The sequence below is a fragment of the Microcoleus sp. FACHB-1515 genome (genome assembly GCF_014696105.1).
In the GTDB taxonomy this organism is placed as follows: domain Bacteria; phylum Cyanobacteriota; class Cyanobacteriia; order Elainellales; family Elainellaceae; genus JAAUTJ01.
Genome location: NZ_JACJPO010000023.1, coordinates 1 through 17379, shown reverse-complemented (window position 1 = coordinate 17379; position 17379 = coordinate 1). Strand labels below are relative to the sequence as shown.

Here is a 17379-nt window from a genome sequence, read left to right as displayed (position 1 = left end):
ATGCCAGGAAATCAATTTCCTGTCTCAAAGCTTAAACCCATTAACAATGGGTTAAATGCAACGCGAGCGTGGCTATCAAGTGCCTCGTAATAGTCCGTTTGAACGGACTTTCGCTTTTAGCCCGAAATTTATTTCAGGGCGATTCTGGCTAAACAAGAAGCAGCCCTTCGATCGAAGGACTGCTCTTGAAACAAAAAAGGAAAGCAAGACGCAGCTTACTTTCCTCGGTGTGAATGATTTAAGGTAACTTCTTCGGCCATCAATCCGATCGGGCAGTTTTCAACGCCGCCTTCCACTTCGATCGCCATGCAGCCTTTGTTTTCGCGCTCGTAGGTTTGCGATCGATACATCACGAGCCGCTTGGGATTCATTCCTCCTTCAACTACCGTTACCTTAGCCAGTTTCAATGAAGCGTCATATTGGCAGGAAGTCCACTTTTCCATTGGAGTATTCTCCTAAACAAAGATGGAATACAAAGCAGTATAGGAGGTATAGAACAGCACAAAAATAACGAATTGTTCTCCATTAATAAGTTATGATTACAGTTCGATAAATTGCTTCATTTCTTTCATAAGTTTTGTGCAGAACACTGATTTAACCGCGATCGCCACCTTGCAACAAGCCGACCCGATTCTGAGCGAAATTATCGATCGCGTTGGCAACTACACGCTGCCCGAAACGCTGCAAACTGGCGACCTGCTCGACTGCTTAACCGAGTCGATTATCTATCAGCAGCTATCCGGCAAAGCCGCCGCCGCCATTCATCGACGGGTCTTACTGCTGTATCCGGATGGGCTAAGTGCCGAAGCGATTCTAGCAACGTCTGAGCAAGATTTTCGATCGGCAGGCTTGTCGCGATCGAAAATTCTCTACCTCAAAGACCTTGCTGCTCACGTTCAAACGGATTTTCTGACGCTGGCCGATCTTGAAACTCAAGACGACGAAACGATCATACGCACTTTGACGCAAATCAAAGGTGTCGGATGCTGGACAGCGCAAATGTTTTTGATGTTTCGCCTGCATCGGTTGGACGTTTTGCCCGTCGATGATTTGGGCATCCGTGCCGCCATGCGACGGTACTACGCTCTGGAAGATCTGCCCGATCGCAAAACTGCCGATCGCATTGGTCAACCCTGGAAGCCCTATCGCACGATCGCCTCGTGGTATTTGTGGCGCAGCCTTGATCTGCCGTCCGACTCAGCACAAAGTTGAATTCAGCTTCTCCCCACAGATAGGGCACTTTTGAGGCGATCGCCCATAGCTTAAAAAGAGTGCTTGAAGAGTGTGATTAATTCAATCAGTGGAGTTGCAAAATGACTGAGAAAGTAGGTCGTCCGACCGATGCCCAAAACGCCAAAAATGACGAATTTGAGCGCGATCTGCATCCCAATTCGATGGCAGGTCAAAATGTTGGTATTGAAGCGCCTCATCCTGAAAAAAATGCGCCGACTGCCTACGATATCAAAGAGCTACATGAAATTCTGAGTGAATACAATAGCGACGAACTCAAGCAGATTATTGTGCTGCCGCATGGAACGCGACTAGAGCAAGGTGCAAAATATATTGACCTGATGGGCGATCGCCAAGAGTTCACCGCAATGGGCAACCAAAGCGTCGAATTGGGTCAATACATCGTGCCGAAAACCGAAATGGAATATCCGCTCTGGAACAAGCTCAAGGGCATCACCGATCCCGATCGCATTGACGAAGCTAGCTAGTTTCGATCGAGCCTGTAGGGGTGATTTGCTGTCAGATTGCCCCTACAAAGTTGTAAGTAGTTTCCCTCAATTGAAAAACCAGAGCCAGCCAGAGCCGCCCATGCAGCAGGCGGCTCTATTTTCATGGTTTGATATTGAATTGCGGCCATCTTCTACCACTTTTTGTAGGGTAAAAATTTACCGTTCATAATCACTTTGACGCGATCGCCCTTGGGGTCTTCTTCCTTTTCAATGTCGAGCGTGAAGTCGATCGCGCTCATAATTCCGTCGCCAAACTTTTCGTGAATAATTGCCTTCATCGGCATTCCATACACCTGCATAATTTCATAGAAGCGGTAGATCAGCGGGTCAGTGGGAATCACCGGATCAAGACTGCCTTTGATGGGAAACTCGGTCAGGTCGGCAATGAATTCGGAACCGAGATCGATCGCATCCAAAATTTTCTGCGCTTCTTCTGCCGACGCACGTGCTTGACCGTAGAATACAGCCGCAATCCAAACTTCATCGCGATCGAGCATCTTTTCTAAATCAGCAAAAGATAGTCCTTTTGCTTTTTTGGCGGCCAATAGCTTTTGAGAAATTGCTGAAATCATTTTGCCTCCAAGCGCGATTTGTTTTGCGATGATCTTAAACAGGTACAGCGCTTGATTTCAGGTGAGATTGATACAGACAGCGATCGCCGTTCGCGCATTCGGCTCGGTTTAACCAGTTCATCCACAACTGCAAAAGCCGCCAAATCAACTGAGAATTTGGCGGCTTTTGCAAATATAATTTCAAGACCGTTCCGGGACGCCACGATATCGCGCCTACCGCAACCTTTGCGCTTCTTTCAGTGCTGCTTCACTGTTGCGTCGATAAGCTTGAATTCGATCTTGTGCGGTCGCGTAGCGCGAATCTTGCGCCGTCACTTTCGCCATCAGATCAGATGCTTCCTGCCAGCGCGAGGCCAAATTCAGCCAGTCAGCAGAAGTTTTGGCCGTTTTGCCTTCGCGAGCAGTTTGTTCAGCTAGACGCACCGCTTGCACAAACGGGTCGGTAGACGGAGTTGGGCTGGCCGCAGATGTTGCAGCAGGTGTGGCAGCGGGCGACGTGGACACGCTGGCTCCGCCTCCCCTGAGGGCCGCCTCATTTGCTACTTGCGTCGTGTTCTCGACTTCGGCCACCTGTGAATTTTGCAGCCACTTGTAAACGACGCCGCCCAGAATTAGCAGCAGCACGCTGAAGCTGACGCCGCCCAGAATGCCGCGCCAAAATTGCCTTTTCGCCCGTTCTTCGCGAGGGGAAGGCGTGGGCTTGACAACTTTGAGCGCTCTGGCCGTTTTGCGGTCTTCAAAAAAGCGCTGAACGGGATTGCCGCGAGCCAGCGTAATTTCTTCTGACCAAAGTAAATCTTCTGGATTGCGCTGAATCTCTTCAAGCCAAAGCAACTGCTGTTCGCGCACAATTCGACTGTTGATATTGACGCGACGAACGTTGCGCGGGCTGATGCGTTCGAGGATTTGCCGGACGCGATCGACCAGACTGGCCTGCTCTAGCTGCTCGATTTTTGGCGCTTCGCACAAAAGCTGGAGCGCACCGTCGGCAAACATGGCTCGCGTCCGAACGCCAGAGTTGGCAAGCTTTTCGTTGAGAATTTGAATGATCGCCGCGACGCTGCCCTGCCGAGCTTGTCTGGCGATATCGTCCATTGGATCGACCATTGTTTTCATGGTTTTCATGGCAGCGGTAGCGAACCCTCAGCAAACTTTCAATCGAATTAGCATTACAATACCGCAAGCGTATCCCAGTAGCAAAATATCAGCGCGATCGCCGCTTTTGTCTTTAATTTCAACTGCCGAAACTTCACTGAAAGCTGACACTTTCGATCGGTAAGATTATCTACCAGCAACCTCAACCCAATCCAGACGAGTTTGAGGTGAGATGACGGCAATCATTGAAGCGGCGAATTTGCCACAGGTCAGTGTTGAAACGGTTCTGATCGGTTCTGTGCCAGCGCGATCGATCGATCCAAAATTCAAAAATTGCCGTGTTGCGAGCATGAACGCGCCACGATCGATCGCAGCCCATCAGTTCCGCAATTAAATGCTGCAAAATCCAGCTATGCGTAATGATCCAAATTTGTTCGCCGTTCTTGTGGCGCTCAAGCAGCATCAGCACAAAACGCCGAGCGCGGGCACGAGCCGCCTTGAGCGATTCGGCTCCGGGAATTTGAATCCAGTCTGGGGAAGATTCCAAGGTGCTGCACAAATCGGGATAGAGCGATCGCGCTTCTGCCCAGGTGAGTCCCTGAAAAATGCCGTTCTGAAATTCTTGCAGGTCGGCGACATATTCGATCGGAATTTCGGCAGCCAGAGGGACGGAATCGAGCGGTTCGGTTTCTTCCTCATCATCCACCAGATCGCTCACCACAGTCGGCAGCGGTTTCGCCAAAAAGTGAGCGAGCAAAATTTCGGTTGTTTGCGCGGCTCGCTTGAGCGGACTGCTGTAGACATAAGCAGGCTGTCGAGCTTCTGAAACTAAGCGACGCGCCAGTCGTTCTGCCTGAGCGCGTCCTTCAGCCGACAGTTCAAAGTCGCTTTGCCCTTGCATCCGCCGCTGCTGGTTGCCGATCGATTGGGCATGACGAATCAGCAGCAGCTTCAGCGGCTCCATGACGGTTCACCTAATAAATAAAGATATCCATCTGTTCTATCACAACCGAGGAACTTGGCGGCTTGACAGAGTCAGATTTTTGTGCGTAAGCGCAGTCAAAGTATCATCTGGAATCAAGGCATGATCTGGCGGAAGCGCTCCACTAAAAACATTGCGTCGGCAATATCGAATGAACTTCTAACGCTACAAAATGGCAACGTATTTTCAATAAAACTCAAGACGCTGATCTCCAACCGGTCATCCTTAGACCAGCATCTTTACTGTTATGGAAAGGCTATAAGTAGGCAGCCAAGATGAGGAGAAGGGGAACCAAAAGGGCGGTTGTTCAGGATTGCAACCCAAAAAAAAGCACCCACAAGCGGGTGCTGATTTCACCAAAACACGGGTTGAACTGGAATGACGATCGCCAAGGCAGGCTGGCGATCGTCCAAATGTTCTATTGATCGTAGGCTGCACCCCGATATTTCAAGCCTGTGGCGCGTGACTGGGTGCGAGTGTGAGACGTGAAGTGAACTTCTGCACCGCGATAAGTGCCGTATGCGTCGAGATCACGAACTTTCTGATTGGGATTGTATTCGTAATCGACACCACGATAGCTGAGTTTCATGTTTTCCTCCAGTTTTCGCAGGCGAAGCGATCGCCATGCTTTAAAGTAATAAATTTATTTTCTGTATTCATTGTTACTGTTTTGAAAGTTTTTGTCCAGCCTATGTCAATAAATCTTGACTTTTTGCACGGTGCTCACTCAGCCAGAACGATCGCCGCACCTGCCAGCCGCGCCCATCATGCTCCAGCAGCACGATCGCTTCTGCCGTAAACGAAAAATCGATCGCTCGCGACTCCAGTTCCGCCCAGGCTTGCCGAAAAATCGATCGCGTCATTCGGCGTGACGCCACCGTAATATGTGGTGCAAACGGTCGCGTCTTATGTGCATCCACAATGCCCAAGTGAGATTCGAGGGCGATCGTCAGCCGCGCCTGCAGATCGAGCAATTTCGGCGATCGCACCACGTTCAGATACAGCACACGCGGCGCAAACGCAGCAAATCCGGCAATCTGCACGTTCACAGGTGGTTCCGCCTGCCCAAAGGTTTGCAGTTGCGCTTCCAGGCGATGGACTTCTTGGGGCGACCAGTGGAACGGTGGTGCCAGCGTAATATGCGGCGGGGCTTTGGCCGTTCCTGTCCCATAGCGATCGCGCAGCAATTCGATGGTTTCGATCGCGTAGGCTTGCAAGCTCTCCGGCAACAGCAGAGCAACAAAATAGCGCTTGAGCGTGGTGTTCATGTCAAACTGTTCATTTCGCTGATTGATCTTTCGTTGCAATCGATTTCGTTTTGCGCTGTGAACGGTGAAATTGCTTTTACGGCGTTTGCGTCAGTTCTAGTGAATTGACGGTGGCGATCGCTTCTTCTAGCCAGTCGAGATAAAGCTGCTCGCGTTTTTGCAACAAATTCAGCACAAGCTGCTGGAGAACTTGTTCGCGAGAGGAAACCGAATTGAGCGCAGCAGCGGCGGCTTGGCAGTCAGCTAATCGATCGACATGCGCTGATTTTTGATGGTTTAACAGTTCCAGCAGCGTTTCGTTAGCAAGCTGTGCGCCCAAAAAAAGCTGCATCAAAAACGGCTCGCGCACGATCGGCAACGACTGCGGCTGCTTCAGCCAGTTATGCAGTTCTGCTTGTCCGGCAGGTGTGATTTTGTAGATTTTGCGGTTGGGACGGTTGTGCTGAATTTCGATCGTGCAGTCGATGCAGTTTTGTTCTATCAGTCGATCGAGCGTTCGGTAGATATGCGCTTGATCTGCCGTCCAAAGCGGAGCGATCGATCGATCGAAGCAGCTTGTTTTCAGGTCATAGCCCGTCTGTTCCTGCTGCTCAAGCAAGGCCAGAATAATGTGAGGAAGTGACATAAGACCTTTGATAGCTTCTTCTATACGTCTATGCTATTATAAGACTAGTCATATAAGACGCTAAAAACCTCGCAACAATGCTCAATTAGCGTCAATAACAACCCCTGAGTCAGGTCTATCCGCTGAGAATTCTGCCATGCTGAGATTAACCCCCAATCTCAAGCGGGAGCCGCCAAGCGGATGCTGCCGCAGCGGATTTCCCCAACTTCAAGTTATAAGGAGTCGATCGAATGACGCCGAATCGCCCGTCGCGCCTCAGAACTGCCGCCTTTGCCGATAATGCCGATCGCCAGCGTTTAGGCAATTTGCGGCTGGGTCTGCTGCGACTGCACAAAACTTTATTAGATGCCGAGCGGATTGCCTACGAGCGATCGCACGGTCGCGTCTCCAATCATCGAATGCTACAGCTTGCAATTGGCGACGAGTGGTTTAGCTGGCTGCATCCGCTCTCAGAACTGGTCGTCCAAATCGATGAAGCGCTCAAGGCCGATGAGCCTGTAACGGCAGAAGTCGCAAAACCGCTGCTCGATCAAGCTCGCGATTTGCTCACCTCATCTGAAGACAATCGCTTCACTCAGCAATACCGCCAAGCGCTTCAGCTTGAGCCGGACGTGGTGCTGTCGCATGTGGCAATGACTAAGTTTTTGTCGGAAGCCGCTTCGTGAGCGGGTTGGAGCGGCGATCGAACCCTTCTACCGTAGAAACGCTTGTCCCCAAAACCCAGTGCTGCCTCGATCGCGCTGGGTTTCGCGTTTCCTCGCAGCCACTACTTTGAATGCAGCCATCCAATGCGTCGGATCGCCCTTCATCCCTCATCCTGTCCCCAAATGACTTTTTCACCCACGATTCGATCGATTTGCGCTCAACCATTGACGGCTGAGGCATTTCGGCCCTTTGGTCAGGTGATTGTTGCCGCTCCCGACGGCAAGCAGTTCGATCGCGAAGATGCTCAGCTTGTTCTCGATCGCGGCACGCCCCGCTTCTACATCATGCGGCTGACTCAGCGCGGACGCCGCTTTTCGCGCATCACGCGCCATCGGCAGTGTACCCAGTGCCTCGGTTCGCTCGGCGGTGAGCCTTGGCTAATTGCGGTTGCGCCGCCGACGCCCAGCGATCGACCTGCGCTGGAATCGATCGCCGCCTTTGAAATTCCCGGTGACTGCTTTATCAAGCTGGAAGTTGGCACTTGGCACGCTGGCCCCTATTTTGAGCAAAGCCGGATTGACTTTTACAATTTGGAACTGAGCGATACAAACCTCGCCGACCATCAAACCTGCGATTTGCAAACTGCTTATGGCGTAGCGATCGACATTACCTGACCAATTTATAAAGGGCCATAGCGTTCATTGGTGCGCCGCACAATCCAATAGCTGAGGGCTAAAGAAACAGTGGCAATGGCTAAGCCCATCAGTTCAATTCCGGTTGCTTTGGTGAAGTCAAAAATAATGATTTTGCGGGCGATCGCTGTCAGCGAAGTTACAATCACCAGTTCAAGCTGAATCACGTGCTTCCGCAGATAAGCCGTGAGATTTTCTAGAATTTCTAAAGCCACCAAAATATTCAGAAATAAGCCAAAAACTTCGATCAGCGTTTTGGTAAAAAATCCGCTGGGTGTGACAAAAAGTTCGCGGCTGAGGTAGATAAATAAATCTACAACCGACACCAAAATCACGGCCACCATCGCCAGCGACAGCGCTTTCGAGACCAAGGTTTCAATGACTTTAATAAAGGCGAGAAAACTATCGTCGCGGCCAGCGGCAGCCGCAACTCTACGCCAAATCGGAGACGGTTTGGTCACAGTGAGAAAATAAAACTAGCGATAAATGCTTATTGTTTCTATTGTAGAGGACTCTGGGACGGCAAAATCGTCGCGATCGATCGGATTTTTGATGGCAACGCTAAAAAATTCGACGATTGGCGCAGAATACCGCTTCGAAAAAGCGTCCGACTATCTCGATCGCCCCAGCTTTTTCTCGCTGCTCAGCAAAGCAATTCCCAGCGTCACAATTCCGATTCCGATCGCTTGGATGGTATCAATTGATTCATCGATCGTTGCCCAAGCCATCAGTGCCGTTAGCGCCGGACTGCTAGAGCCAATCATTGCAGTTGCGGTCGCGCCAACCATGCGGATGCCGATGTTATTTAAGCTGTGTCCCGCAAAACTCGTGAGTCCCGAAAAAATGCTACCAATCCACAACGGAGTCCAGGCCAATTCAACAGTTGGAAACGGCATGATTAACAAGCTCAAACCCGACAGAATCAGCGTTATGGCAAAGCTAATCCAGGTAAATGGAACCGGATGAATTTGGGCAAAACACCGCTGAGCCGCAACCGTATAGAGCGCATAAATTACGCCTGCACCCAGACTTGTTGCAATGCCGATCGCCACTCCAGAATTGCTGGCCGCTTCTGATGGCGGAACCGTCAGCGCACAGCCTACCAAAATAATTGCCATCACCAGCCAGCGAAATTGCGTCAGCCGATCGCCCAACCACCGCCAAGAAAACAACGCCGTGAACACCGGATAAGTAAAAAACAGCGTCAGCGCGATTCCAGTGGGAATCGACCCGATCGCGATATAAAGCATGGCAATGTAAACGAACATCAGCACGCCGCAGCCTGCGGACGCAATCAGCGCAGATTGACGATCGCCTGTCACCAAATCTTTAAAGTCTTGTTGTGCGGCGGGATAGATTTTTGGCGCGATCGCGGCCATCAGCGGCACAACCACCAGCATTCGCAAAAACATTAGCAGAAACGAATTTTGCAAAGTTGGCTGCACATATCCGCCTAGCTCAACCCAGCCGAGAACGAGGCGATCGGAATATAAAACTCGGACGGTCAAATTGTGAAAGGTCAGCAGCAGTGCAGACAGCAAAATCGTCAACAGTCCTAACATTCAAGCGTTGCTCGCAAACAGCCTTTTCATCATATCGATCGACTCAAAAGACAAGGAGGCGTTCTGTCGATGCAGCGATCGATCCAGCAGGAATTTTGTGACTAAATTTAACTGCTGCGCGAGACGATCGAGCCAGCTTGCGATAGAACTGTATAGGAGCATCGTCTCTTTACCGTGTTTCCTTTTGAATTTTGATGCAGGATAAACTTCAAAAAAGCACAAAATCGCTGATCGAGCTTGTGATCAATAGTGTTTTGATTGTATTTTTGCTGGGCTTTGTGTTTCCAACGCTGCTGCGATATGCAAACGGAAGTTCGATTAGTGCAAACGATCTTGAAGCGCTGCGGCATTCGATCGTTGGTCAAGAAAGTGCCGGAAATTTTCGAGCGGTGAATCCCGACAGTGGAGCTTTAGGCTACGGTCAAGTGATGCCTGAAAATGTCGCTCCCTGGAGCAAAGCAGCACTGGGCTATACGCTGACGCCCGATGAATTTTTGGCACGTCCCGATCTGCAAATCGCAATTCTCAATCACAAGCTGACGGAATATTGGCAAGATGCGATCGATCGATCGGATGGCGACAAAGAAATTGCCGTTCGCATGGTGGCAAGTCGCTGGTACAGTGGCCGAGCCGATTGGTACAATTCCACCACGCCACAGTTCTACAACGGCACAGAATATCCTTCGATTCAGGAATATACGCTGTCGATCCTTGAGAAATATCGACAGCATTAATTGCAATAGCATCAACTCTCGCTCACTGTTGACGCTCGTTGAGCAAGCAAATCTTGAATCTGGTTATTGTCTGTCACAATTCTCTGATGCAAAACCAAATAGGCAAATCGCGGTATTTGCATCAAGCTGATTTTTGCGAAGCCTGGTACCGCGTAAATCAAAGACAGCACAATTGGATGCAGGCTGCTGAGCTATGGGCGGGAGGTCGATCGCACCTCTTCAACCTGCCCGACCTCGAAAACAAGCTGAAATGGCTGTCCCATTTCTTGCGTGATGAAGGCTTCGAGCAGCCCAACTTGGCGCGGCGTGATCGGTGCTTGCGCTCGCACGCTCAGCCGGACTTCCGGCGGATTGGCCTGCCAGTTGGTTTGACTTCTGAGCAGTTCGACCCGCTGAAACGTCACGGTGCGATCGAGCAGAGCACGTTCGACACTCGTTTCCAGTCGCGCCTGCCGTACCAAGCGGGCAAAACTCACACCCAGCGGCACAACCAGAACCACAGTCAACCCCAGCGCCAGCAGCAACGCTCGTCGTGCCCGATGCAACGTAGCGTAGCCCGTGAGCAAAAACGCCATCATGCACGCAAGCGCAATGCCCAGCAGGTTCGTCAGGTACAGCAGTGTTGCACCTTGACTGAGTGATGTGTTCATCTGCGCTAGTCCCAAGCCGATCACGCACACGGGCGGCATCAGAGCAACCGCGATCGCCGTGCCTGCCAAGCTGCCCGATATTTTCGGCTCCACCTTGGCATAGCCGCTGATGCCGCCTGCCGCGATCGCCACGCCCAGATCGAGCAGTGTCGGCTGCGATCGCGCCAACACTTCGCTGCCATATTCGGCAAACTGCACCACTCGCCCGATGCTGTAGGCGATCGCAATTGCCAGTAGCGTGCCGACTGTAAGCGCGATTGCACCTTTGCGAAACAGCCGGAGATTGCCGGAGAGTGCTGCGAACGCTACGCCGCGAATCGGCAGCATCAGCGGAGCCACAATCATCGCGCCGATGATCACAGCAGCACTGTTGGACAGCAGGCCAAACGTGGCGATCGCGCAGGAGCCAACAATGAGAATGAGAAATTGGGCGTTGAGCGTGGATTCAGCTAGCAGGTCGGCCTGCATCTGCTCAAGCTGCATCGGGTCGCAGTGCAAATTGTGCAAGTTGCGGAAGCGATCGCGCCAATGTCCCAGCATCAAACCCCCTCAAAAGGCTGCTATCGAATTCTACTGACCTCCAAACGACTTTTGCAGAAGAACAGCGATCGCCCAAAGTCTGAATGGCGCTCAACAGCTTTCCAAAATCAACGGGTTTTTCTAGTCGTGCTGAAAGCCAATCGCGATCGCTCATGCAATCGGGCGGGCTGAGAAAGCGATCGCGCCTTTTGCTGGGCATACTGAAGTCAGATTCAGCCGAGGCATCTTCATGTGGGGCAGGCTCAAAAATTTAGTGTGCAGCGTTCAAACCTATCGCGATCTCAGTCCAAATGTGAGACTGCGCCGACAGGTGAATCGTCAGTTGCAGCGGCGTCCAGCCCGATCGATTGCGGAATGGCTCAAAGACTGTCAGCCGATTGGCATCTCCCAATCGATCGCTCAGTTTGCTTATGCCGCATTGCAGCGCTGCTCTGGCCTCAATTTCGCGCATGTCCTGCCAACCGATCGCCTCGAAGCCGATTTGCAGTGGACGGAAATTTGTGGCTATGACTGGCAGCTAACGCTGTGTGATGACATTCAGCAGCAGTTTAATGTGGATTTGAGCGATCGCCTCGATCAAATTCCGATGGAAACCGTTGCTGATTTGCTCCTCTTTTTGCAGCAGCAAATTTGTGGCTGTCTTGGGCGATCCTAAGCAGACTGATTACGATGTGTGCGACACCGATCGCAGGAGAACACGAAGCAGGTGCGTAGCCGATCAGAGCACGCCGTACCTCCTCCGCAAGCGATCGCTACGCAGCCGCCAGCACCGTTCCCACCACACAGCAATCGCTTAAGTTCGTGCCCGTCAAATTTGCACCTTCCAAATCTGCACACAGCAAATTTGCGCCCGTCAAGTTTGCGCCTGCAAAATTCGCCTCGCGCAAATCCGCTTCCTCCAAATTTGCCCCGCTCAGCATTGCGCCCTGCAAATCCGCCTGCGTCAAATTCGCGCCGTGCAGATTTGCGCTGCTGAGGTTTGCCCCGCGCAAATCGGCTCCCCGCAAATCGACATTTTGCAGATTCACGCCCATCAGATTTGCCCCGCTCAGAAACGCACCCGCAAGCGAAGTCCGCATCAAGCTCGCCTGCATTAAGTTACTGCCACGCAGATTGCTTCCCCGCAAATCCGCCTCAGTTAAATCCGCCTGCATTAAGTTTGCGCCCAGCAGATTCGCCCGCAAATCCGTATTCGCTAACTGACAGCCGATTAAAGTCGCGCCGTCAAGTCTTGCGCCCGAAAGCTTTGCACCACGCAAATCGGCTCCGACTAAGTTCGCGCCCGACAAATTGACGCCGCTAAGGTTGGCGTTTGACAAGTCTTCATCTTCGAGATCGGCTCCCGCCAGATGCTTGAGTTTGCCCGATCGAACCGCCTGCAAGTCCACCATTTATCGCCCCATTGCCGTTGACACTTCGCTAAGCAAGTCTTCGTCCGATCGCGAATCGAGCAGCCACAGTCCCGCCGCGATTTTTGGAACAACCACCTCTAAGCTCAAGCCTTGCTGAAGTCCGCTCACCAGCAGCGCGAGGGCTTCCACGAGTTTCGGATCAAATCGATCGCCCTGCTGCGATTGACAAACTGATAGCGCTGCCGCCAAAGCTTCCGGCGAATCGCCGTCTGCCATGCGCCGCTGAGCGAGTTCTTGCTGAAAGGTTGAGGCTAATCCCAAAATGCGCGATTCGATCGGAATTTCATCGCCGCCCAATCCCGCAGGTTGACCGCTGCCGTTCCACCATTCGGTTTGATGCGTGACGATCGTAGCGATCGCCCTGAGTCGCTGCATTGTCCGTAAAACTTGCGTTCCCGGCACAAGCGGACAGGTCAAGGGTACGCTTGGCGCATCGTCGCTGTAGCGGTGGGTTTCGGGCTGCAATTCCGATCGCTGCTGCAAAAAGGCCATCCGGTGCAACAGTCCGGCCAGTCGCAAGCGGTGAAGCTGCCAAGCGGGAAGATCGAGGAGTTGACCGATCGTTTCTGCCAAAGACGCGACTTCCGCAGCGGCATTTGGATTGCTCACATCCGCCTGATCGATCAGTTGAGCAACCCGCAAAAATGCCTGAAGTTCGTTAGAAACTAGGTTCGTATCGAGCGAGTGGGAGGTATGCTCTTCCTCGCTGGTTCTGAGGTAGGAGACGACGCGCATCACAACATCGCCCAAATTGTCGGCTTTGGGCTGATGGCACAGGGCGGAATCGCTTTGCAGTTCGGTTTCGATTTGATTGAGGCGATCGCTCACCTGCCGATGCAATTCTGGGTTGTAGGGCGCGGCGTGATCGATCGCCAACCGCGCCGTTTCCACCACCAAACTCGGCTCAAATGTCCAGAAGCCGTAGAATTTTCGCTCTAGATCATCTTCAGGAAAGCCGGACGCGCCATAGTCTGCCTCGGAAAGTTCCTGACATAGCACCATCGCCGTATAGTCGGGTGAGACGATGATCAAATGCCACTCGACCGCTACGGGATCGTCCGGATTCAAACTGACCACTGAGACATTCGATCGCAAGCTCGTCGGATGCTCTAGAAATCCGGCATCGGGTGCGGCGAGGATGACAATCTGTTCGGCTTGATCGGCAATTTCGCCGTAGCGATCGGCCTCTTGCAGATACCACTTACCCCGCTGGAAGGCAGTAATCATCAAGGCTGGATGTTTTTCCGCCAAAATTGCATCTTCGAGCGCGTGACACAAGGCGACCAGCGTGTTTTTGTAGTAAACGCCAAAATTCAGCGGGCGCTTTCCGGGCTGGTCGGTGTGGGCAGATTTGAGCTTCTGTAAGATCGAGCCTGGTAACATTTGATTGTCTTAATTGATGCGATCGATTGTCTCAAATTATCTCGAATCCTCTCATTTTTTGCTAGGAGACGCCCGTGAGAGTTTTGGCAGGAGGGGCGATCGGCGCACTCAGCGCTTCCTCTAGAGGAGCGACGCCCAAGCGTTCTTCCAAAATTCGCATCACCTCGCGGCCAAAGTCATTCTCGTTGCGCTGCCAAGCTTCCAGGCAAACTTCCCCGAAGAACGATCCGAGCGGTTCCGGATTCCACAAGAGCTTTTTCGCCACCCAAGGCAGGTGAATCGCTAGCGGGTCATATCCGGGCTTGAGGACGTTGTTCTTGAAGGCGTGTTCTTCCAGATGCGTGTGCGGCTGAAGGCCAATGAAGAAAATTGCAGGCTCGACTTTATCCGCACCGAAAATCCGCTCTAGCTCGCGGTGATAGGCGATCGTCTGCCGAATCGTGTCAAACGTTTCGTCAATCACGTTAAACGAATAGTTGACCGAAACCAGATCGTTGAATCCCGCAGATTTTAGATCGCGGCAGTTTTGCAGGACGGTTCGCAGGTTGTAGCCCATCCGCATCTTCCGCACGAGTTCCTGCGACCCGCTGGTAATGCCGATCTCGAAATAGTTCATTCCGGTTTTCACCATCAGATCGGCCAATTCCGGCGTCATGTTGTCCGCCCGAATGTACGCCGCCCAGTGAATATCTTCCATGCCCGCATCGAGGATTTTTTGCAGCAGTTCAACCGCATCATCGATGAAGCGACGGGCGGGAATAAACTGCGCGTCGGTAAACCAGAAATTGCGAATGCCGCGATCGTATAGCTGCCGCATTTCCTTCACGACTTCATCAGCCGGATTGATCCGCACCTGCTTTCCTTCCACGACCGTATAGACGCAGTAGCAGCAGTTATGCGGACAGCCGCGCTTCGTCTGCACACCCACATAAAAATCTTGCGCTTGCAGGTAATATTCAAACTCCGGCCAAATCTGCGCGATGTAGTCGTAGTTGCAGGCGGATTTTTCGATCGGCGTGGGCTGCTCGTGAATCAGGCGATCGCGAATCTCCGTCTCTTGGACAATGAAACAGCGCTCATCCAAAAAGTCTTGGCCGCGCAACAGTTTTTCTAAGAGCGTTTCGCCTTCTCCGACCGAGACGATCGTGCCCTTCGGCAGCATCTTGTTCATCTGCTCATAGAAGACGCTGACCGCACCACCCCCGACGATCGTTTTCACGTTCGGATTGTGCCGCCGCGCTCGCTTCATGCCGCGCTTCATCAAACCCGTATTCTGCCAAAGCTCGCCCAGATACACCTTCATCATTCGCAGTCCGCCCAGTGCGCCGCGCAGCTTCAACAGCGGATTGCTGGCGTAGTAAAACTCAAAGGCGTTCTGGAGCGGATTGCCGCCGCGCCCCCCAACCGGAGCATAAATCTGAATGTCGCGCCACGAGAAAACCAGCAGCGTCGGCTGAAACTCGTCAATGACGCGATCGAGTGCCCGCCCAAAATCCAGCGGCGGCACGGTTCCCAAGTCGAATAGCCGCTGCTCCACGTCGGGAAACAGCTTGTGGACATGATCGGCCAGGTAGACCACGCCGATCGGAAAAATCGGATTGCAGGGAAGGCGGACGTAGAGAATCCGGTTGCTCATTGCGCGTCAGGTGTGGCGGTTTTCTGAATGTCAGCGTTATATATCTTCACGATACCACTCAGTTCAGAATGCCGCACGGGGGAGAGGGGCGATCGGGTTTGCAATATTGGCGGATGCTGGGTAACTTCAGAGAGAAGGGTGTCATCCGGCTAAAAAGACAAATAATCACCGTTCTCTAGATTTTGAAGAGGAAGTTGCAATGGCACGATTACTAAGACATCCAGGTTTCATTCAACCTCGATTACTCATTGCTTTTTTGGTTACCTTCCCTACTTCTTGCTTCGTTATTTGGATCTGTCTCTTCTACCTCGCTGTTCCATATCTGCTAAATTCAGCTCGTATTGTTCCAACTTATGTTGGGTTTCACATTCAATATCCGTATCCGAGTCTGATCGGAGCCGTACACAACCTCCGATGCCGCACTAATGGACTAGTTGCAGATGGTTTTTCCTACTTCTGCCGCTTTAACGTGAAACCATCGAATGTTGAGGAGTTTGCTCGGCAGATGGAACTAAGCCCTACTACGAGTAACCATTGCATACAACTGTTATCTGAACGTGGACAACAGTTATCTGAACCAAGTTGGTTTCTTCCAGAGGATTGGTGGCAACCATTAGATTTGGTCGGAGGACAATGCTACTCAGGAAGTCATGGTGATAACGTCACACTGTTTTATTCTTCAACAGGTCAACTTGCTTACATAAATGATTCTGATTGGTAAGTTATTTAGGTAGCGATTTGAGTCAAACAGACTCAGTTCTACGAAGTAGCCTAACTAACCAGTGCAGTAGATTTATACATTATCATCACTGCGTCCAAGGCTATTTTCAACCGCTGACTTGTGCTGTTGGATCCGAAAGTTGAAGGTTGAATGTGAAGACGATCGCACTCCCATCACCATCAGCACGATCGCCCGACAATCGATCGAAATTTCCAGCACATTCGTCAACTTCTGATCTGGATTGCTGCCTGAACGCTGGTATTGCGATCGAGTGGGGAGCGATCGGGCTTCTTACACAAGGTTGATTTCTGCTGAATTCAAGATGCCGCAGGGGGAATGGGGCGATCGAGTTTTGCGAGAAGGCGATCGTATTGACAATGTAAATACATCTTGCCTACGCTACAGAGTATGGATGTGTATTTCGTACTCAACGGCATTACCTTCATTTGGAATGACGAGAAAGCCAGGATCAACCCGATCAACCATGATGGTGTCATGTTTCAGCAAGCGACAGAAGCCTTTTTCGATCCGCTGCTTGTGGTTGTTGATGCCAGTCGCAACGATGAGGCGCGAGATGCAGTCATTGGTTTAGACAGACGCTGGAACCTCCTATACGTCGTTTACATTGAGCGTGAAAACGACATCATTCGGATTATTTCGGCTCGAAAAGCAACACGCCAGGAGCGAGAATATTATGAAAGCTGAGGCACTCAAAAAGCGGTTAGATAAGAATCGTCCGATGACGACAATCACGATTCGCATTCCCGAAGATGTGATTGAAGATTTGAAGCGGGTTGCACCGCTGCTTGGCTTTTCTGGCTATCAACCTTTAGCGCGGGCTTACATTGGACAAGGACTTCGCGCTGATTTGGAGCATTTGGAGGGCGATACGGTTTCCGCACTGATCGCTAGCTTAAAGCGTCATGGTGTGAGTGGTGAACTCATTCAAAAAGCTTTGAATGAAGTCAATCAACGTTAGCTTGAAGGGCGATCGCACCTCCATCACCATCAGAGGACGTTTGAAAAGGTGAGAGGTGTAAGCTTTATACCAAGCGCCTTAGCATCAGGCGAATCATGGCAATGTAGATCAACATCTCGGATGTTTGCGGTAATAACTCATAGT

At 51.6% G+C, this 17379-nt stretch carries 22 protein-coding genes; 9 read left to right on the top strand and 13 right to left on the bottom strand.

The window, feature by feature from the left end; translation table 11 throughout:
• Positions 1-215 precede the first annotated feature (215 nt).
• Positions 216-443: a hypothetical protein gene (locus H6F67_RS08135; RefSeq protein ID WP_190765151.1), complete on the bottom strand. Its 228-nt coding sequence runs from the start codon at positions 441-443 to the stop codon at positions 216-218.
• A gap of 136 nt (positions 444-579) precedes the next feature.
• Between H6F67_RS08135 and H6F67_RS08130 the strand changes: the two genes are divergently transcribed.
• Positions 580-1212: a DNA-3-methyladenine glycosylase gene (locus H6F67_RS08130; RefSeq protein WP_313926785.1), complete on the top strand. Its 633-nt coding sequence runs from the start codon at positions 580-582 to the stop codon at positions 1210-1212.
• A 101-nt stretch (positions 1213-1313) separates the two neighbouring features.
• Positions 1314-1718 carry a hypothetical protein gene (locus H6F67_RS08125; RefSeq protein ID WP_190765148.1) on the top strand — a complete coding sequence of 135 codons (405 nt, stop codon included), beginning with the start codon at positions 1314-1316 and terminating at the stop codon, positions 1716-1718.
• Between the two features lie 152 nt (positions 1719-1870).
• Here H6F67_RS08125 and cynS read toward each other — a convergent pair whose 3' ends face one another.
• From cynS to H6F67_RS08095, 6 genes are all read right to left on the bottom strand, one after another.
• A complete protein-coding gene (cynS, locus tag H6F67_RS08120; RefSeq protein WP_190765146.1) occupies positions 1871-2311 on the bottom strand; it encodes a cyanase in 441 nt (146 codons plus the stop codon).
• A 213-nt stretch (positions 2312-2524) separates the two neighbouring features.
• Positions 2525-3436, bottom strand: a complete 912-nt coding sequence (locus H6F67_RS08115) for a hypothetical protein (RefSeq protein ID WP_242020558.1) — start codon at positions 3434-3436, stop codon at positions 2525-2527.
• Positions 3437-3608: 172 nt separating this feature from the next.
• Complete coding sequence (locus H6F67_RS08110; protein ID WP_190765144.1) at positions 3609-4370, bottom strand: histidine phosphatase family protein; 762 nt, start codon at positions 4368-4370, stop codon at positions 3609-3611.
• A 436-nt stretch (positions 4371-4806) separates the two neighbouring features.
• Entirely contained in the window at positions 4807-4977 is a 171-nt protein-coding gene (locus H6F67_RS08105) for a DUF4278 domain-containing protein (protein ID WP_190765142.1), read from the bottom strand.
• 100 nt (positions 4978-5077) lie between these two features.
• Positions 5078-5656: a 2'-5' RNA ligase family protein gene (locus tag H6F67_RS08100; RefSeq protein ID WP_190765141.1), complete on the bottom strand. Its 579-nt coding sequence runs from the start codon at positions 5654-5656 to the stop codon at positions 5078-5080.
• 76 nt (positions 5657-5732) lie between these two features.
• Entirely contained in the window at positions 5733-6281 is a 549-nt protein-coding gene (locus H6F67_RS08095) for a PadR family transcriptional regulator (RefSeq protein WP_190765139.1), read from the bottom strand.
• 230 nt (positions 6282-6511) lie between these two features.
• Here H6F67_RS08095 and H6F67_RS08090 point away from each other — a divergent pair, with 230 nt between their 5' ends.
• Together H6F67_RS08090 and H6F67_RS08085 are read left to right on the top strand one after the other, a co-directional pair.
• Positions 6512-6946 carry a hypothetical protein gene (locus H6F67_RS08090; RefSeq protein ID WP_190765137.1) on the top strand — a complete coding sequence of 145 codons (435 nt, stop codon included), beginning with the start codon at positions 6512-6514 and terminating at the stop codon, positions 6944-6946.
• A gap of 162 nt (positions 6947-7108) precedes the next feature.
• On the top strand, positions 7109-7600 hold the full coding sequence (locus H6F67_RS08085) for an ureidoglycolate lyase (RefSeq protein WP_190765135.1): 492 nt from the start codon (positions 7109-7111) through the stop codon (positions 7598-7600).
• Between the two features lie 5 nt (positions 7601-7605).
• On the opposite strand, the gene H6F67_RS08080 is transcribed toward H6F67_RS08085, so the two are convergent.
• Together H6F67_RS08080 and H6F67_RS08075 are read right to left on the bottom strand one after the other, a co-directional pair.
• A complete protein-coding gene (locus tag H6F67_RS08080; protein WP_190765133.1) occupies positions 7606-8079 on the bottom strand; it encodes a phosphate-starvation-inducible PsiE family protein in 474 nt (157 codons plus the stop codon).
• Positions 8080-8229: 150 nt separating this feature from the next.
• Positions 8230-9180: a DMT family transporter gene (locus H6F67_RS08075; RefSeq protein ID WP_190765131.1), complete on the bottom strand. Its 951-nt coding sequence runs from the start codon at positions 9178-9180 to the stop codon at positions 8230-8232.
• Positions 9181-9374: 194 nt separating this feature from the next.
• On the opposite strand from H6F67_RS08075, the gene H6F67_RS08070 reads away from it, so the two are divergent.
• Entirely contained in the window at positions 9375-9914 is a 540-nt protein-coding gene (locus H6F67_RS08070) for a lytic transglycosylase domain-containing protein (RefSeq protein ID WP_190765129.1), read from the top strand.
• A gap of 191 nt (positions 9915-10105) precedes the next feature.
• Here the strand turns inward: H6F67_RS08070 and H6F67_RS08065 are convergent, their stop codons facing one another.
• Positions 10106-11104, bottom strand: a complete 999-nt coding sequence (locus H6F67_RS08065; RefSeq protein ID WP_190765127.1) for a DUF389 domain-containing protein — start codon at positions 11102-11104, stop codon at positions 10106-10108.
• A 229-nt stretch (positions 11105-11333) separates the two neighbouring features.
• Between H6F67_RS08065 and H6F67_RS08060 the strand changes: the two genes are divergently transcribed.
• Entirely contained in the window at positions 11334-11759 is a 426-nt protein-coding gene (locus tag H6F67_RS08060) for a hypothetical protein (protein ID WP_190765125.1), read from the top strand.
• A 97-nt stretch (positions 11760-11856) separates the two neighbouring features.
• On the opposite strand, the gene H6F67_RS08055 is transcribed toward H6F67_RS08060, so the two are convergent.
• From H6F67_RS08055 to H6F67_RS08045, 3 genes are all read right to left on the bottom strand, one after another.
• Positions 11857-12492: a pentapeptide repeat-containing protein gene (locus H6F67_RS08055; protein ID WP_190765236.1), complete on the bottom strand. Its 636-nt coding sequence runs from the start codon at positions 12490-12492 to the stop codon at positions 11857-11859.
• 3 nt (positions 12493-12495) lie between these two features.
• Positions 12496-13899 (bottom strand): DICT sensory domain-containing protein, encoded by a 1404-nt coding sequence (locus tag H6F67_RS08050; RefSeq protein ID WP_190765123.1) that lies wholly within the window; start codon positions 13897-13899, stop codon positions 12496-12498.
• A gap of 61 nt (positions 13900-13960) precedes the next feature.
• On the bottom strand, positions 13961-15535 hold the full coding sequence (locus H6F67_RS08045; protein WP_190765121.1) for a photosystem II high light acclimation radical SAM protein: 1575 nt from the start codon (positions 15533-15535) through the stop codon (positions 13961-13963).
• 199 nt (positions 15536-15734) lie between these two features.
• On the opposite strand from H6F67_RS08045, the gene H6F67_RS27500 reads away from it, so the two are divergent.
• The 3 genes from H6F67_RS27500 to H6F67_RS08035 all read left to right on the top strand — a co-directional run bounded on the left by H6F67_RS27500 (position 15735) and on the right by H6F67_RS08035 (position 17235).
• The gene (locus H6F67_RS27500; RefSeq protein ID WP_206753898.1) at positions 15735-16256 is read left to right on the top strand and encodes a hypothetical protein; all 522 of its coding nucleotides are present in this window, start codon (positions 15735-15737) and stop codon (positions 16254-16256) included.
• A 390-nt stretch (positions 16257-16646) separates the two neighbouring features.
• The gene (locus H6F67_RS08040) at positions 16647-16961 is read left to right on the top strand and encodes a BrnT family toxin (protein WP_242020557.1); all 315 of its coding nucleotides are present in this window, start codon (positions 16647-16649) and stop codon (positions 16959-16961) included.
• Positions 16951-17235 carry a hypothetical protein gene (locus H6F67_RS08035; RefSeq protein ID WP_190765119.1) on the top strand — a complete coding sequence of 95 codons (285 nt, stop codon included), beginning with the start codon at positions 16951-16953 and terminating at the stop codon, positions 17233-17235. Before H6F67_RS08040 ends, H6F67_RS08035 begins: the two co-directional genes overlap by 11 nt.
• The last annotated feature ends 144 nt before the right edge of the window (positions 17236-17379 follow it).

Coding starts and splice junctions, on each gene's coding strand:
- H6F67_RS08100 (WP_190765141.1), bottom strand. CDS start 5,656: ATGAACACCACGCTCAAGCGCTATTTTGTTGCTCTGCTGTTGCCGGAG.
- H6F67_RS08045 (WP_190765121.1), bottom strand. CDS start 15,535: ATGAGCAACCGGATTCTCTACGTCCGCCTTCCCTGCAATCCGATTTTT.
- H6F67_RS08070 (WP_190765129.1), top strand. CDS start 9,375: ATGCAGGATAAACTTCAAAAAAGCACAAAATCGCTGATCGAGCTTGTG.
- H6F67_RS27500 (WP_206753898.1), top strand. CDS start 15,735: ATGGCACGATTACTAAGACATCCAGGTTTCATTCAACCTCGATTACTC.
- H6F67_RS08125 (WP_190765148.1), top strand. CDS start 1,314: ATGACTGAGAAAGTAGGTCGTCCGACCGATGCCCAAAACGCCAAAAAT.
- H6F67_RS08065 (WP_190765127.1), bottom strand. CDS start 11,104: ATGCTGGGACATTGGCGCGATCGCTTCCGCAACTTGCACAATTTGCAC.
- H6F67_RS08035 (WP_190765119.1), top strand. CDS start 16,951: ATGAAAGCTGAGGCACTCAAAAAGCGGTTAGATAAGAATCGTCCGATG.
- H6F67_RS08095 (WP_190765139.1), bottom strand. CDS start 6,281: ATGTCACTTCCTCACATTATTCTGGCCTTGCTTGAGCAGCAGGAACAG.
- H6F67_RS08050 (WP_190765123.1), bottom strand. CDS start 13,899: ATGTTACCAGGCTCGATCTTACAGAAGCTCAAATCTGCCCACACCGAC.
- H6F67_RS08110 (WP_190765144.1), bottom strand. CDS start 4,370: ATGGAGCCGCTGAAGCTGCTGCTGATTCGTCATGCCCAATCGATCGGC.
- cynS (WP_190765146.1), bottom strand. CDS start 2,311: ATGATTTCAGCAATTTCTCAAAAGCTATTGGCCGCCAAAAAAGCAAAA.
- H6F67_RS08085 (WP_190765135.1), top strand. CDS start 7,109: ATGACTTTTTCACCCACGATTCGATCGATTTGCGCTCAACCATTGACG.
- H6F67_RS08060 (WP_190765125.1), top strand. CDS start 11,334: ATGTGGGGCAGGCTCAAAAATTTAGTGTGCAGCGTTCAAACCTATCGC.
- H6F67_RS08075 (WP_190765131.1), bottom strand. CDS start 9,180: ATGTTAGGACTGTTGACGATTTTGCTGTCTGCACTGCTGCTGACCTTT.
- H6F67_RS08105 (WP_190765142.1), bottom strand. CDS start 4,977: ATGAAACTCAGCTATCGTGGTGTCGATTACGAATACAATCCCAATCAG.
- H6F67_RS08115 (WP_242020558.1), bottom strand. CDS start 3,436: ATGAAAACCATGAAAACAATGGTCGATCCAATGGACGATATCGCCAGA.
- H6F67_RS08135 (WP_190765151.1), bottom strand. CDS start 443: ATGGAAAAGTGGACTTCCTGCCAATATGACGCTTCATTGAAACTGGCT.
- H6F67_RS08090 (WP_190765137.1), top strand. CDS start 6,512: ATGACGCCGAATCGCCCGTCGCGCCTCAGAACTGCCGCCTTTGCCGAT.